The 13,786-nt window shown below is 72.9% G+C and carries 11 protein-coding genes; 7 read left to right on the forward strand and 4 right to left on the reverse strand.

The features are described 5' to 3' along the window. Nucleotides 1-370 precede the first annotated feature (370 nt). Both IE262_RS24110 and IE262_RS24115 read left to right on the forward strand, forming a co-directional pair. Nucleotides 371-2,530: a zinc ribbon domain-containing protein gene (locus tag IE262_RS24110; RefSeq protein WP_189876427.1), complete on the forward strand. Its 2,160-nt coding sequence runs from the start codon at nt 371-373 to the stop codon at nt 2,528-2,530. A gap of 101 nt (nt 2,531-2,631) precedes the next feature. Further along, a complete protein-coding gene (locus IE262_RS24115) occupies nt 2,632-2,931 on the forward strand; it encodes a hypothetical protein (RefSeq protein WP_134033504.1) in 300 nt (99 codons plus the stop codon). Here IE262_RS24115 and IE262_RS24120 read toward each other — a convergent pair. After that, nucleotides 2,910-3,542 (reverse strand): HAD family hydrolase, encoded by a 633-nt coding sequence (locus IE262_RS24120; protein ID WP_373305117.1) that lies wholly within the window; start codon nt 3,540-3,542, stop codon nt 2,910-2,912. The two genes, IE262_RS24115 and IE262_RS24120, sit on opposite strands and share 22 nt — an antisense overlap. A gap of 170 nt (nt 3,543-3,712) precedes the next feature. Between IE262_RS24120 and IE262_RS24125 the strand changes: the two genes are divergently transcribed. Continuing rightward, the gene (locus IE262_RS24125) at nt 3,713-4,708 is read left to right on the forward strand and encodes a FecCD family ABC transporter permease (RefSeq protein ID WP_134033498.1); all 996 of its coding nucleotides are present in this window, start codon (nt 3,713-3,715) and stop codon (nt 4,706-4,708) included. Beyond that, nucleotides 4,705-5,757, forward strand: a complete 1,053-nt coding sequence (locus tag IE262_RS24130) for a FecCD family ABC transporter permease (RefSeq protein ID WP_189876428.1) — start codon at nt 4,705-4,707, stop codon at nt 5,755-5,757. Before IE262_RS24125 ends, IE262_RS24130 begins: the two co-directional genes overlap by 4 nt. Nucleotides 5,758-5,782: 25 nt before the next feature. Here IE262_RS24130 and IE262_RS24135 read toward each other — a convergent pair whose 3' ends face one another. Beyond that, nucleotides 5,783-6,907, reverse strand: coding sequence for a hypothetical protein (locus tag IE262_RS24135; RefSeq protein ID WP_189876429.1), 1,125 nt, complete (start codon nt 6,905-6,907; stop codon nt 5,783-5,785). 378 nt (nt 6,908-7,285) lie between these two features. On the opposite strand from IE262_RS24135, the gene IE262_RS24140 reads away from it, so the two are divergent. Beyond that, nucleotides 7,286-9,907 carry a helicase-associated domain-containing protein gene (locus tag IE262_RS24140; RefSeq protein ID WP_189876431.1) on the forward strand — a complete coding sequence of 874 codons (2,622 nt, stop codon included), beginning with the start codon at nt 7,286-7,288 and terminating at the stop codon, nt 9,905-9,907. A 133-nt stretch (nt 9,908-10,040) separates the two neighbouring features. Then, nucleotides 10,041-10,277: a hypothetical protein gene (locus tag IE262_RS24145; protein ID WP_189876669.1), complete on the forward strand. Its 237-nt coding sequence runs from the start codon at nt 10,041-10,043 to the stop codon at nt 10,275-10,277. Here the strand turns inward: IE262_RS24145 and istB are convergent. After that, the gene (gene istB / locus IE262_RS24150) at nt 10,255-11,601 is read right to left on the reverse strand and encodes an IS21-like element helper ATPase IstB (RefSeq protein ID WP_189876433.1); all 1,347 of its coding nucleotides are present in this window, start codon (nt 11,599-11,601) and stop codon (nt 10,255-10,257) included. The two genes, IE262_RS24145 and istB, sit on opposite strands and share 23 nt — an antisense overlap. A gap of 261 nt (nt 11,602-11,862) precedes the next feature. Between istB and IE262_RS24155 the strand changes: the two genes are divergently transcribed. Next, nucleotides 11,863-13,506, forward strand: coding sequence for a DNA repair helicase XPB (locus tag IE262_RS24155; protein ID WP_134033480.1), 1,644 nt, complete (start codon nt 11,863-11,865; stop codon nt 13,504-13,506). A 6-nt stretch (nt 13,507-13,512) separates the two neighbouring features. Here IE262_RS24155 and IE262_RS24160 read toward each other — a convergent pair whose 3' ends face one another. Further along, nucleotides 13,513-13,731 (reverse strand): hypothetical protein, encoded by a 219-nt coding sequence (locus IE262_RS24160; protein ID WP_134033477.1) that lies wholly within the window; start codon nt 13,729-13,731, stop codon nt 13,513-13,515. Between the last annotated feature and the right edge of the window lie 55 nt (nt 13,732-13,786).

Consider the following 13,786-nt stretch of genomic DNA (forward strand, 5'->3'; position numbering starts at 1 on the left):
GCGGCCAGCTGGCGAGTTTCGGGCATCTCAGAGTCTGCGCACCGGGAAAGGAACTGAAGCACGGGTGGCCGATGCGGAGGCGGTCGGTGCCGGTGCGGACGCAGGCGAGCAGGTCCTGTAGCGGGTCCATGGGCAATCCAGGCGGTCAGCGGTGTGCGGAAGCGGCTCTGGATGGCACTACCGCGAGTCGTCGAGACCCGCGGTACCAAGGCTCTTCAGCTGTTGGTGGTTTGCCGTGGTTTCCTGCTCGGATCGGGCGGTGTCGTCGGGGTGCGTGTCTTTGTGTGATGGTCGGTCGTTAGCTCGATCAGATGCGGGGGTGTGCCTGGTCGGGGCCGCGCGGGAGGGGGTGGTGGGTGTGGGCCGGTTGATGGCGACTGCTCCCTGTACCGCCTTTGGCGGTGTGGTCGAGGGCAGTGGGGAGCGGGTCGGGGGGCGGTTGCTGTATCAGCGGGTGTCCTTCCTGGCGGAGCTGTGCGGTGGCCTCACCCGGCAGTTGGTGGCTTCCCGGTGGGATGAGGACTCGCTGGATCTGCTGGCCGCCGGGGTCGACGGGCAGGGCGAGTCGCTGCCGTCCAAGGGTTGGATGGCGCTGCGGCGGTTGGGCTGGGCGCAGGCTGCCGCCCCAGCCGAGGGGGTGTATGTGTCGGACCGGGTGCGGCGGGCGTCGCAGGAGTACGCGGCACGCACCCTGCGGCTGGCCCTGCACCGGCGCGCCCTGGTCGCGGCGATCCTGGCCACGTGGCCGGGCGATCCCCACCGGCGCAGCGAGGCGGAGTGGACGGCGCTGCGAGCCGCCCTGCCCGCGGGAGTCAGCAAGGCGGAGATCCGTAACCGTAGTCGGCAGGTGAGCGCCTATGTGCGCGAGCACGGGCGGCTTCCGGCGGGGCTGTGTGAGCTGGAGGGCCCGCCTGAGGTGGCGGGGCTGGTGGTGCTGGCGGCGATGGACCGCCAGCAGGTCACCCTGGTTCGGGTGGGCGAGGCCACGGCCCGGCTGCGGGTGAAGCTCCCGCTGTGCCCGGCACCGGCCTCCGGGCGGGACTGGGCCTGGCATGTGATCGACATCCGCCTGCCGGGCACCGTGGGTGCGGATGCGGTTTTGCACACCCCGACGCTGCGCCCCACTCGTAGTGGCCGGATCGCGGTGGACCTTCCCCACTCACAGCCCGCCCCGCCGGTCAAGTCGACCGGGCATCGGGGGGCGGTCGGGTTCGACTGGGGCGTCAACACCCTCCTCACCGGCACGGTGGGCCGCCTGTCCGGCCAGGGACCGGAGAGCCGGGTGGTCACCGACGGCCGCCCCCTGATTTTCGACGCCACCGCGATCAGCGCGAAACTGCACCGGCTGCGCGGCCACCGTGAACACCTCGCCGCAAAACGCGACCACTGCCAGCGTCTCGCCGAGGGACTCGGCGCCCCACACCTGGCCTGGGCCGAGCTTCTGGACAAGGCCGCCGTGCTGGAGGTGGAGCATCAGCGGGTATGTGCCCGGATCCGTCACCTCAACCAGGCGCTGGCCTGGTCGGCGGCCCGCTGGGCCGTCGACCAGACAGCCGCACTCGGCGCGAGCGTCATCTACCTGGAGGATCTGGCCACACTGGAGGCCCGCGGCCGAAGGCGCGGTAACGCCCGGCTGTCCGGGCAGGTCCGCGGTACCGTCGCCGATGCGATCCGGCACCTGGCCGCCAAGGCGGGTATCGCGGTGGCCACCGTCCCGGCCCGCGGCACCTCCGCCCAATGCCCCGGATGCCTGGCCCCCCTTAACCACCATCCCGCCCCGAACCGGCTCGATGAGCGCGGCTGGAGTTGGGCCCACTGCACCCGCTGCGGGCTGTCCATGGACCGCGACCATGCCGCCGCCCGACGGATCGTCTCCCGTGGTCTGCTCGCCCAAGCCCACACCGTCACCGAACGCGCCACCGGCACCCGCACCATCCGCACCACCGTCGACGGCACCGTCCGCCCGGTACGCCGCCCGAAGAAGACCACCCGCCGCCTGCGCCGCGCCCGCCAGGCCGCCATGGCCCCACCCCGGCCAAGCGGGCCGAAGACCACCCAGAGCAAGGGCCGCCCCACCCCCAGCAGACCAACAGCCACACACCAACGGCGTCCCCCACACGCCCCCGGACAACCAGCCACAGCCACCACCGCACCCACCACCACAGCCGTGGCCAAGGCCGGGGCTGTGGTGGGGGCTGTGGCTGTGAAGATTTCCCGCCGTATGCCCGATGTGCGTACGGTCCCCGCCACCACCCCCCAAGGGGTGGTCCAGCGTCCGGCGGGGCATGACACCCAGACACCAGCCCTTCCCGGGCCGGTATCAGGTCATGGAGTGCCCACCCCACCCTGCACGGAAGAACCACATCCGAACACGGCGGGGCGGCTCTCACGCGGAACCTGTCGACGGCGCACAGACGCCGCCGAGCGGACCGGCTTCCACCACCTGCACGCCACCGAAGTCCACACCCTCACCCCGAGGTTCGGACCTCACCCAGGCGACAGACGGCCACGCCGCGCCCGAAAAGCCTGAACCCACAGGCACACACAGAGTTCCAGAGACGCTAATGCTCAGGAGCCCGGTGACAAGACGTCACCCGGCTGTTCCCTTGCGCTGGGAACTACCCTGGTCCGGTGCGTGACAAAACCCAAACGAATTCCGCCGAACCCGGCGACCGGCTGATCCGTGCCGGTTCCGTCGTGTTCTTCCTCGGTGCCGTGGCCACCCTCGTCACCCTGGCCCCGCTGTTCCTGGGAACGACGCCTTTCCCGACGTACATGTTCGGACTGAGCATGCTCATGGGCGTCGGATTCCTGATCGCCGGGGCGGGCGTCCTCCAGTCGATCGCGGCGGGCCGCCGCCGGGCCCGCCGCGCGGGCGGCACCGGCGGCGCGGGCAGCGTGGGCGACCGTCAGGCCGCCGCCTCACGGTAGTTCGCCAGCCAGGCCGGGAACGCGGTCAGGTCCGGCAGGACGGCGTCCGCGCCCGCCGCGCGCAGCGCCTCCGCGTCGAACGGTCCGGTGGCCACGGCGAGGGAGTACGCCTCGGCCGTGCGGGCGCCGCGTATGTCGCCCGTGTGGTCGCCGACGTACACGGCCGCGTCGTACTCGCGCAGCGCCAGGGCCTTCTGCTCGGCCCACAGGTCGCCGATCACGGCGTCCGGCTCGATACCGAGATGTTCCAGATGCAGCTTGGCGTTCGGCTCGTACTTGGCGGTGACGACGATCGCCCGGCCGCCCGCGTCCTGGACGGCCCGGATCGCCTCGCGGGCGCCGGGCAGCGCGGGCGTCGCCGTGATGGCGACTGTGGGGTACATCTCACGGTAGAGGTCACCCATGACCGCGAGCTGATCGGCCGGGAACCAGTTGGCCAGTTCCTCCTCCAGTGGCGGCCCGAGCCGGGTGATCGCCAGGTCGGCGTCGATGTACGTGCCCGTCCGGGCGGAGAGCGCCTGGTAGCAGGCGTGGATGCCGGGGCGCGAGTCGATCAGGGTCATGTCGAGGTCGAAGCCGATGGTCAGCGCGGGAGAGGTCGTGAAGGCCATATGGGCCATTGTGCCCAGCCCCGCCCGGGTGACGCCGATCCCTCCCCGGCCCGCACCCGAGGCAATGGGGTCACCCCTGGTCACCCCCACCCCCGCACGGCCTGCGCACACCCCACCCATAGACTCAGGCCAGCCTTGCCTTCCCTCACCCGTCACCCCGGAGCCCGCCCATGCCCGCCGCCCGCCGCGTCCTCGTGATGACGGTGGCCGTCGTGGCGCTGGGCCTGGCGGTGCTGCTGAGCCTCGCGGTCGGTGCCCGCGCCCTGGCTCCCTCGGCGGTGCTCGACGCGCTGCTGCACGGCGGCGACAGCGCAGCCGCCGACGTCGTACGGAGCCTGCGGCTGCCCCGCACCCTCGTCGGGCTCATGGTCGGGGCGGGGCTCGCGCTGGCCGGAGCAGCCCTTCAGGGCATCACGCGGAACCCCATCGCCGACCCCGGCATCCTCGGTGTCAGCCAGGGCGCCGCGGTCGGTGTGGTGCTGGCCATCGCGTTCGCGGGGGTGCACACGCTCACCGGCTACGTCTGGTTCGCGTTCGCGGGCGCGGGGATCGCCTCGGTCGTGGTGTTCGCGATCGCGTCGAGCGGGCGCGGCGGCGCGACCCCGGTGAAGCTGGCCCTGGGCGGGGCGGCGGTCAACGCGCTGCTGGTGTCCGTGACCTCGGCCGTGCTGACCACCCGGGCGTCGGCGCTGGACGAGTTCCGGTTCTGGCAGGTGGGTTCGCTGGCCGGGCGGGACGCCGAGCTGGCGGCGCAGGTGTGGCCGTTCCTGCTGCCCGGGGCCCTGCTCGTGCTGTCCGTGGCCCGCGGGCTTGACGCGCTCGCGCTGGGCGACGACGTGGCGCGGGGGCTCGGGCACCGGGTCGCGACCGTACGGGTCGTGGGCGGGCTCGGCGCCACGGTGCTGACCGGCGTGGGCGTGGCCGCGGCCGGACCGCTCGCGTTCGTCGGCCTCGCCGTCCCGCACCTGGCCCGCGCCCTCGTCGGCCAGGCCCACCGCTGGGTCCTGCCCCTGTCGGCACTGCTCGGGCCGACGATGCTGCTCCTGTCGGACACGATCGGGCGGGTGCTGTTCCCGCCGGCCGAGGTGCCGGCGGGCGTGATGACCGCGCTGATCGGGGTGCCGTTCCTGGTGTTCCTGGTGCGCGGCAGGGCGGTGGCCGCGTGAGCGTCCTGGACTCGGCCGGATACACGGTCGTACGGGCGGGCCGGACGTCCGTCCTCCTGCACCGCAGGGCCACGCTGGTGGCCCTGACCCTGACCGCGCTGCTCGCGGTGACGAGCCTGGCGTACCTGTGCGTGGGCGAGCGGTTCGTACCCCCGGGCGAGGTCCTCAAGGTCCTCACCGGCGAGCCCTCGTCGGCGAAACTCGTCGTGGGCACGCTGCGGGAGCCGCGACTGGTGGTGGGCCTCCTGGTCGGGGTCGCGTTCGGCGTGGCGGGCGGCCTGATCCAGACGGTCGCCCGGAACCCTCTCGCCAGCCCCGACGTCATCGGGATCAGTCAGGGCGCGGGCGCGGTGACGGTCGCGGCGATGACGTTCGGGGTGACGTCGTACGCGGTTCTGCCGTACCTGTCGGTGGCGGGCGGTCTGCTCGCGGCCGTGCTCGTGTACGTGCTGGCCTGGCGCGGCGGCCTGCAGGCGACCCGCTTCGTCCTCATCGGCATCGGCTGCGCGATCGCGCTGCGCTCCGTCACGACCCTGCTGATGACCAAGGGCGACTACCTGGTGGCCCAGCAGGCGCAGATCTGGATGACGGGCTCGCTGAACGGCCGCGGCTGGGATGAGGCGCAGCCCCTCGGCTGGGCGCTTCTGCTCCTGCTGCCCGCCGTGGTGTGGGCGGCCCGGGCACAGCGGTGGGCCGGCCTGGACGACGCCACGGCGGTCGCGCTGGGCGTACGGCTCGGGCGGGTACGGCTCGGTCTGGTGGCCCTGGGTGTGGTGCTGGCGTCCATGGCGACGGGAGCGGCCGGCCCGGTGGACTTCGTCGCCCTGCTGGCCCCCCAGATCGCCCGCCGTCTGACGCGCACGCCCCAGATCCCTCTCGTCTCCTCGGCACTGCTCGGAGCCTTCATCGTGGTCCTGGCGGACCTGCTGGCCCGCCGCCTCTTCTCCCCCACGGAACTGCCGGTGGGAGTGCTGACGGCGGCGGTCGGGGCGCCGTACCTGATCTGGCTGATCATCCGCAGCCGTACGGTGCGCACGGCGGGAGTCTGACGACAGGGCCGGGGCCCTGTCGGCCTCAGCGCGGGCGCTGGGAACGCCAGAGCAGGTAGAGGGCGGAGGCGACGGCCGCGGCGCGCAGGACCCAGGGCCAGGTGTCGGTGACCGCGTCGTTCATGTGTCCCTCGGCGATGGGATCGCCCCACCTGCCGTCCGTACGCCCCCACAGCCAGACGACCCAGGCGGCGGCGACCGTTCCGGGGACGCCCAGGACGGCCCACTTGGACTCGTTGGTGGTGAGACGGCGGGACAGATAGGCGATCAGCCAGCCGAGGGCGAGCGGAACGAGACTGCCCATGACGGCGCCCGCGACGAGAAGGGCGGCGGCGAGGAGGAGCAGGGGGTTGTTCCAGCCACCACCGCCACCGGGACGCAGCCGGGGAAGGAGACGGACACGCCGACGGGTACGCCCGCCGCCGGTTGCGCCTCCGGGGCCCTTCTCCGTCTCACCGCCCTCACCGCGCTCACTGCCCTCACCGCCCTCTTCGGCCTTCTCCAGACCGACCGCGCCGTCCTTCTTCCCGGCCCCCTCGGACTCCGGCGGCTTCGGCGGCGTCGGCGACTTCTCCGGGGGAGGCTTCAGCAGCTCGGGGATCTCCACACCGCCGACGAACCCGGGCACGCTGTCGCCGAGATCGAAGTTGCTGCCGTGCAGACCGCCCTGCGGGCGGGCCAGGGGGTTGCCGTCCACCCGCCACCATTCGGCCTGTACGGCGCTGCCGCTGTCGCCGAGCTCGTCGAGTCCGGCGAGGTGCGGCGGGGTGGGCCCGGCGTCCGGGGCCTGCGTCGGCGGGGGCTCGGCGGGGCGCGGCCGGGGCACGACCCTGCGCAGCCCCCTGGGCCGGTCCTCCGGTTCACTCTCCCGCTGCACGGGAACGGCGGCGCGGGGCTCCTGCGGGCCCGCCGCCCCGCCGTCGGAGCCACCCGCGGCGGCCACGACCTCGTCAGGGGTGCCGAGACGGGCGAGGATGCGGCGCACCGCGGCCGGACTGTCCACCGGCGCCTTCGCCCGCCGCTGGTCGATCTCGTTGCGCAACTCCGCCACGAGCCGCATCCGCGCCCCCGACGGCAACTGCCGCTGCTGAGCCAGGTCACCGACCCGGCTCAGATACTCAAAGACGACCTGGTCACTCTCAATCCCCACGAAGTCCCCTCCGGGGCGGGTACGTTGCGAACGCGGCACGGCAGACGTTACCGCGCCCCCAGGGGGCGCGACGCGACGGAGGGGCGCGCAGCTGTGATGGGGCGCAGCCCCATCCAGGGGCGCGGGGCTGTATCGATATGCGGCTCCGCCGCGTGGGCACGACCAGCCACAAACAGATCGGGGGCATGGGGGCGCAGCCCCCCATAGGGGCACGGGGAACTGCGCGACCAGCCACAACCAACCCGCAGATCTCCCACGACATAAGGGGGCTGTCACCATCAAGCGGGCCTGGGGCGCAGCCCCAGAAAGACGGCGCCCCCACCTCACCGCACCCGAATGATCAACGGCGCCCGAACGACACCCGGTACCGTGAAACGGATGAGCACCGAGGAGCAACCGGACCGCACCCCCGAGGGCGCCCCCCGTTCCCTGGCGGAAGCCCTCCGCACGAGGGACGACCGCTCCCTGTCCGCACTCCTCCGCACCCGCCCCGACCTCATCACCCCCGTCCCCACGGACCTCACCCAACTCGCCACCCGAGCCGGCACCCGCGCCTCCGTCGTCCGCGCCCTGGAACGCCTGGACCACTTCGCCCTGCAGACCGCCCAGGCCCTGGCCGTGGCTCCCGACCCGGCCCCGTACGACGCGCTGCTCGGCCTCATGGCGGGCGACACCCCCGACGAGACGGTCACCGCCGCCCTCCCCCGCGCCCTCGGCACCCTCCGCGAGCAGGCCCTGGTCTGGGGCCCCGACGACCGTCTGCGTCTGGTCCGCACCGCCCGCGAACTGCTCGCCCCGTCCCCGCAGCACCCGTCGCCCACCGGCCTCGGCCCGACCGTCGCCGAAGCCACCGCCGGGATGTCACCGGGCCGCGTCCAGGAGATCCTCACCACGGCCGGCCTCCCCAGCACCCACGACTCGGTCTCGGCCGTGGCGTCCCTCACCGCCCTCTTCACCGACCGCACCCGCATGGCCGCGCTCCTGTCGGCCGCGCCCGCCGAGTCGCTGGACGTGCTCACCCGACTGGTCTGGGGCCCGCCCTACGGCCAGGTCACCGCCCACCCGGCACCTCATCTGCGCTGGCTGCTGGACCGCGGCCTGCTTCTGCCGACGGCACCCGGCACGGTCGTCCTGCCCCGCGAGGTCGCCCTGCGCCTGCGCGAGGGCCGGGCGCACCGGGAGACGGAACCCCTGGCTCCGCCCTTGGAGGCCGCCGCCACGCACCGTCCACAGGCTGTGGACGCCGCGGCGGCCGGCCAGGCGTACACGGCGCTCACGACGGTCGAGGAACTCCTGAAGGACTGGGACGAGGGCGGCCCGGCCGTGCTCCGGGCCGGCGGCCTGAGCGTCCGCGACCTCAAACGCACCGCCACGGCCCTGGACGTGTCCGAACCGATCGCCGCCTTCTGGGTCGAACTCGCCTACGCGGCGGGCCTGTTGGCGTCCGACGGTGAGGCGGACGAGCGGTACGCCGCGACGCCCGCGTACGACGAGTGGCTGGAGCTGCCCACCGCCGAACGCTGGATCCGCCTGGCCACGGCGTGGCTGACGGCGACCCGTACGGCGGGCCTGGTCGGGGGGCGGGACGCGAAGGACCGTACGCTGTCCGCGCTGGGCCCGGGCCTGGACCGGTCGGCCGCGCCGGAGGTCCGGTACCGGGTGCTCGCCCTGCTGGCGGGGCTCCCCGAGGGCACATCGGCCACGGCCGACTCGGTACTCGCCCGCCTCCGCTGGGAACGCCCGCTGCGGAGCCCCCAGACCGACCCGCACAGAACACCAAGCACCCCAAGCACCCCCGGCCCAGGCGGCACCCCGAGGGACGACCTGCGCTCCCGGCTCGCCCAATGGACGCTGTCCGAGGCGGAGATGCTGGGCGTCACGGGCCGCGGCGCCCTGTCCTCGCACGGCCGGGCACTGCTGGGCCTGCCCACGGCGACCACAGCCGGCACAGCCGACACAGCCGTCCTGCCCGCGGAACCCGGCGACAAGCTCCCGGCACACCACCAGCACACGCCCCCGACCGCCCCCTTGGAGCCCCTCGGCCCGGCCGAGCAGGCCGCGGCCGCCGTCCACGCCGCCCGCCTCCTCACCCCGCTGCTCCCCGAACCGCTGGACCACGTCCTCCTCCAGGCGGACCTGACGGCGGTGGCTCCCGGCCCGCTGCAACGCCCGCTGGCCGACACCCTCGACGTGCTGGCGGACGTGGAGTCGAAGGGCGGGGCCACCGTCTACCGCTTCACCCCGGCCTCGGTGCGCCGGGCCCTGGACGCGGGCCGCTCGGCCTCCGACCTGCACGCGTTCCTGACGGCCCACTCCCGCACCCCGGTCCCGCAGCCGCTCGCGTATCTGATCGACGACGTGGCCCGCAGGCACGGCCACCTCCGCGTCGGCGCGGCCTCCGCCTACGTCCGCTGCGACGACGACACGATCCTGGGCGAGATCCTCGCCGACAAACGCTCCGCGCCCCTCCGTCTGCGCCGCCTTGCCCCCACCGTGCTGGCCGCCCAGACGGACCCGGCCACCCTCCTGGACGGCCTGCGTTCCCTGGGCTACGCCCCGGCCGCCGAGTCCGCCGAGGGCGACGTCCTGATCACCCGCGCCCACGCCCACCGCACCCCGCCGCGCACGGCTCCGGAACCGGTCCCGGAGGGTCCGCCGCCGCCGGACGACACCCTCCTCACGGCCGCCCTCCGCGCCATCCGCGCGGGCGACCGCGCCTCCACCGCTCCCCGCAAGGCGACGGCCCCCGCCCCCGGCGGCTCCCTGCCCCGCACCAGCTCCGCCGAGACCCTCGCCACGATGCAGGCCGCCGTCCTCACCGGCGAGGCCCTCTGGATCGGCTACGTCAACGCCGAGGGCAGCGCCAGCCAGCGCGTCATCGCCCCCGTCCGCGTCGAGGGCGGCTTCGTCACGGCGTACGACCACACGGCGGACGAGGTGCGCACGTATCCGCTGCACCGGGTGACGGGCGTGGCGGAGCTGGCCGACGGCACGCCGTAAGTCGGCAGGCCATGAAGCGGAACGCCTGGCCGTTCCCCCTCACGAGGGAGCTTGCCGCGCGCCCCGCATCGCGGCGCGCGCCGCTGGGCAGCCACTCACGGCCCGTCCGAACCGTGAAAGGCCGCCACCACTCATGCACACCGCATCCGTCACCCCCAGCGCGAACGCCACCTGTTCCCGCGCCGCCCTCCTCGCCGCCGTGACCGTCGTCGTGCTCGGCGCTCTCGCGCCCGCGACAGCGGCGGCGTCGGCAACGGCGGCCAAGTCGTCGCCGCTGCCCCTCCCGGCCGCCGAGTCCCTGGTCACCGAGTCCCTGGTCACGGTGGAGGGGCCGTTGATCAACAACCTCACTCTGCCCATGACGAAGTAGCCCGCCGCGTGCGGTAGCTCTCCCCGTCGAGCCGGACGATCTCGGCGTGGTGGGCGAGCCGGTCGGCCATCGCCGCCGCGGCTCCCCCGCCGAAGATCTCGTCCCAGCGGCCGAGCGGGCGGTCGCTGGTCACGATCAGCGAGGCGCGTTCGTAGCGGTGCGCTACCAGTTGGAAGAACAGGTGGGCCGTGTCCGCGTCGAAGGGGACGTAGCCGACCTCGTCGACGATCAGCACGGCGTGGGCGTCGAGCGCGGCCAGTTCCTCGGCCAGCCGGCCCTCGGCACGGGCACCGGACAGCCGGGCGGCCCACTCCGCGGCGGTCGCGAACAGCACCCGGTGACCGGCCTCGCAGGCGCGGACGCCGAGACCGGTCGCGAGATGCGTCTTGCCGGTGCCGGGGGCACCGACGAACACGACGTTCCGCCGGGCGGTGACGAAGTCCAGCTTGCCGAGCCGGGCCACGGTCTCCCGGTCGAAACCGCGCGGGTGGTCCTCGTCGAACTCCTCCAGCAGCTTGCGGGAGGGGAACCCCGCGGCACGGATCCGGGTCTCGGCGCCCGCCTCGTACGCGGCCGGGGTGCGCTGGACCTGGGCCGGAACCGGAACCGGAACCGGGGCGGAAACCGGAACTGAGGCCGGAACCGGCACCGGGTCGGAAACCGCAACCGGGGCGGGCGGCGCGGAAAGCTCGTGCCGCGCGGGCCGGTGCTCACCGCGCGCTCCGGGCTCCCCGTGCCCGTCGCCACGCCCGTGCTGTTCCTCCCGCTCCTTGTGTCCCCGGTCCGCACGCATCGCCATCGGCCCCGACATGTACGCCAGGATCGCCGCCGACGCGATGAAGGCCATGTGGATCACCGTGCCCCACAGCAGGGCGTGGCGCGAGGTGTGGTGGACGTCGACGAACATCTGGAGGAGATGGACGGAGGAGATGCCCACGATGGCGGTGGCGAGCTTGACCTTCAGTACGTTGGAGTTGACGTGGGAGAGCCATTCGGGCTGGTCCCGGTGGCCTTGGAGGCCGATGCGCGAGACGAAGGTCTCGTAGCCGCCGACGATCACCATGATGAGCAGGTTCGCGATCATGACGACGTCGACGAGTTTGAGGACCGCGAGCATCACGTACGTCTCGGTCGCCTGCCCCGTCACGCAGCGGAGAATTAAACTCCACAGCTCCTTGAAGAACTTGTAGACGTACACGCCCTGGGCCGCCACCAGCCCGAAGTACAGCGGCGCCTGAAGCCAGCGGGTCGCGAACAGGGCGTACCCCAGCGTCGCGGTCGTCGGGGAGGCTGGGGACGTGAGGGACTGACTGCGACCGGGCAAGGGGCTCACTCCAGGGCTACGGCACGGGCTGTGACCTGCACGGTCCGCCATTCTGCGCAGTCAGTGCCGTATATCCGAATTCCGGCCACTCATTGGAGTGGATAGACATCCGATACGACGTGACGCGGACGTCACCCTCGATCCGCACCGGCCCGCACCCCGACCGGGCCCGATCGGGCACACTGGACGTTTGGCCGAGCAGAGCCATCCTGAAGGCCACCCGAAGGCCATCCCGAAGGCCACCCCGAAAGGCAGCCGCGCGTGACTGGTCCACTCATCGTCCAGAGCGACAAGACCCTCCTGCTCGAAGTCGACCACGAGCAGGCCGACGACTGCCGCCGGGCGATCGCGCCGTTCGCGGAGCTGGAGCGGGCTCCGGAGCACATCCACACCTACCGTGTGACCCCGCTCGGCCTGTGGAACGCGCGGGCGGCCGGGCACGACGCCGAGCAGGTCGTGGACGCGCTGGTGCAGTACAGCCGGTATCCGGTGCCGCACGCGCTGCTGGTGGACGTCGCGGAGACGATGGACCGCTACGGGCGGCTGACCCTCACCAAGCACCCCGCCCACGGACTCGTCCTCACCACCACCGACCGGCCGGTGCTGGAGGAGATCCTGCGGTCGAAGAGGGTCGCTCCGCTCGTCGGGGCCCGTATCGACCAGGACACCGTCGCCGTGCACCCCTCCGAGCGCGGGCAGATCAAGCAGACGCTGCTGAAGCTGGGCTGGCCGGCCGAGGACCTAGCCGGGTACGTGGACGGCGAGGCGCACCCGATCGAGCTGGCCGAGGACGGCTGGGCGCTGCGCCCGTACCAGAAGCAGGCGGTGGAGAACTTCTGGCACGGCGGCTCCGGGGTGGTCGTGCTCCCCTGTGGCGCGGGCAAGACGCTGGTCGGCGCCGGGTCCATGGCCCAGGCCAAGGCGACCACGCTCATCCTCGTCACGAACACCGTCTCCGCCCGGCAGTGGAAGCACGAGCTGGTGCGGCGCACCTCGCTGACCGAGGACGAGATCGGCGAGTACAGCGGGACGAAGAAGGAGATCCGGCCGGTCACCATCGCGACGTACCAGGTGCTGACGACGAAGCGGAAGGGCGTCTACCCGCATCTGGAGCTCTTCGACTCCCGCGACTGGGGTCTGATCGTCTACGACGAGGTGCACCTGCTGCCCGCGCCGGTCTTCAAGTTCACGGCGGATCTTCAGGCGCGCCGGCGCCTCGGGCTGACCGCGACGCTCGTACGGGAGGACGGCCGGGAGTCGGACGTGTTCTCGCTGATCGGGCCCAAGCGGTTCGACGCGCCGTGGAAGGAGATCGAGGCGCAGGGCTACATCGCGCCGGCCGACTGCGTGGAGGTCCGGGTCAACCTCACGGACGGCGAGCGGCTCGCGTACGCGACCGCCGAGACCGAGGAGAAGTACCGCTACTGCGCGACGACGGACACGAAGCGGAAGGTGGCGGAGGCGCTGGTGCGGCGCTTCGCCGGGCAGCAGATCCTCGTCATCGGGCAGTACATCGACCAACTCGACGAACTGGGCGAGCACTTGAACGCGCCGGTGATCAAGGGGGAGACCAGCAACGCCCAGCGGGAGAAGCTCTTCGACGCGTTCCGTGAGGGCGAGATCAGCGTGCTGGTGGTGTCCAAGGTCGCGAACTTCTCGATCGACCTGCCGGAGGCGACGGTCGCGATCCAGGTGTCCGGCACGTTCGGGTCACGGCAGGAGGAGGCCCAGCGGCTGGGGCGGGTGCTGCGGCCCAAGGCGGACGGTCACCAGGCCCACTTCTACTCCGTCGTCGCCCGCGACACCATCGACCAGGACTTCGCGGCCCACCGCCAGCGCTTCCTGGCCGAACAGGGCTACGCGTACCGGATCGTGGACGCGGACGAGCTCCTGGCCGAGAGCTGAGCCCGGTCAGTCACGGAAGCGGGCGGTGCCTCCGCGGCGGCGTACGCCCGCCTCGTCCGTGTACTCGCCCAGCACGGCCACCTCGAAGGCGGCGCCGACGAACACCTTGATCGCGCGCACCGCGTCGCCCAGCCAGTGACGGTGGTGGTGGCCGTCGTCGACGGCCGTCGCCCCGGACGGCGGACCGTGCCGGGAGGGGATCGGGGAGAAGGTCGCTGCACTCATATGTCCATGATGCGATCGATGCCCCCCGAATGGCGTCGGTCCAGGGAGCCAATTC

Source organism: Streptomyces bluensis, from assembly GCF_014650715.1.
GTDB lineage: Bacteria > Actinomycetota > Actinomycetes > Streptomycetales > Streptomycetaceae > Streptomyces > Streptomyces bluensis.

Excerpts from the sequence above, each read along its gene's own strand:
- IE262_RS24110 (WP_189876427.1), top strand. The coding sequence starts at position 371 with ATGGCGACTGCTCCCTGTACCGCCTTTGGCGGTGTGGTCGAGGGCAGT.
- IE262_RS24120 (WP_373305117.1), bottom strand. The coding sequence starts at position 3,542 with ATGGCCTTCACGACCTCTCCCGCGCTGACCATCGGCTTCGACCTCGAC.
- IE262_RS24125 (WP_134033498.1), top strand. The coding sequence starts at position 3,713 with ATGCCCGCCGCCCGCCGCGTCCTCGTGATGACGGTGGCCGTCGTGGCG.
- IE262_RS24140 (WP_189876431.1), top strand. The coding sequence starts at position 7,286 with ATGAGCACCGAGGAGCAACCGGACCGCACCCCCGAGGGCGCCCCCCGT.
- IE262_RS24145 (WP_189876669.1), top strand. The coding sequence starts at position 10,041 with ATGCACACCGCATCCGTCACCCCCAGCGCGAACGCCACCTGTTCCCGC.
- IE262_RS24160 (WP_134033477.1), bottom strand. The coding sequence starts at position 13,731 with ATGAGTGCAGCGACCTTCTCCCCGATCCCCTCCCGGCACGGTCCGCCG.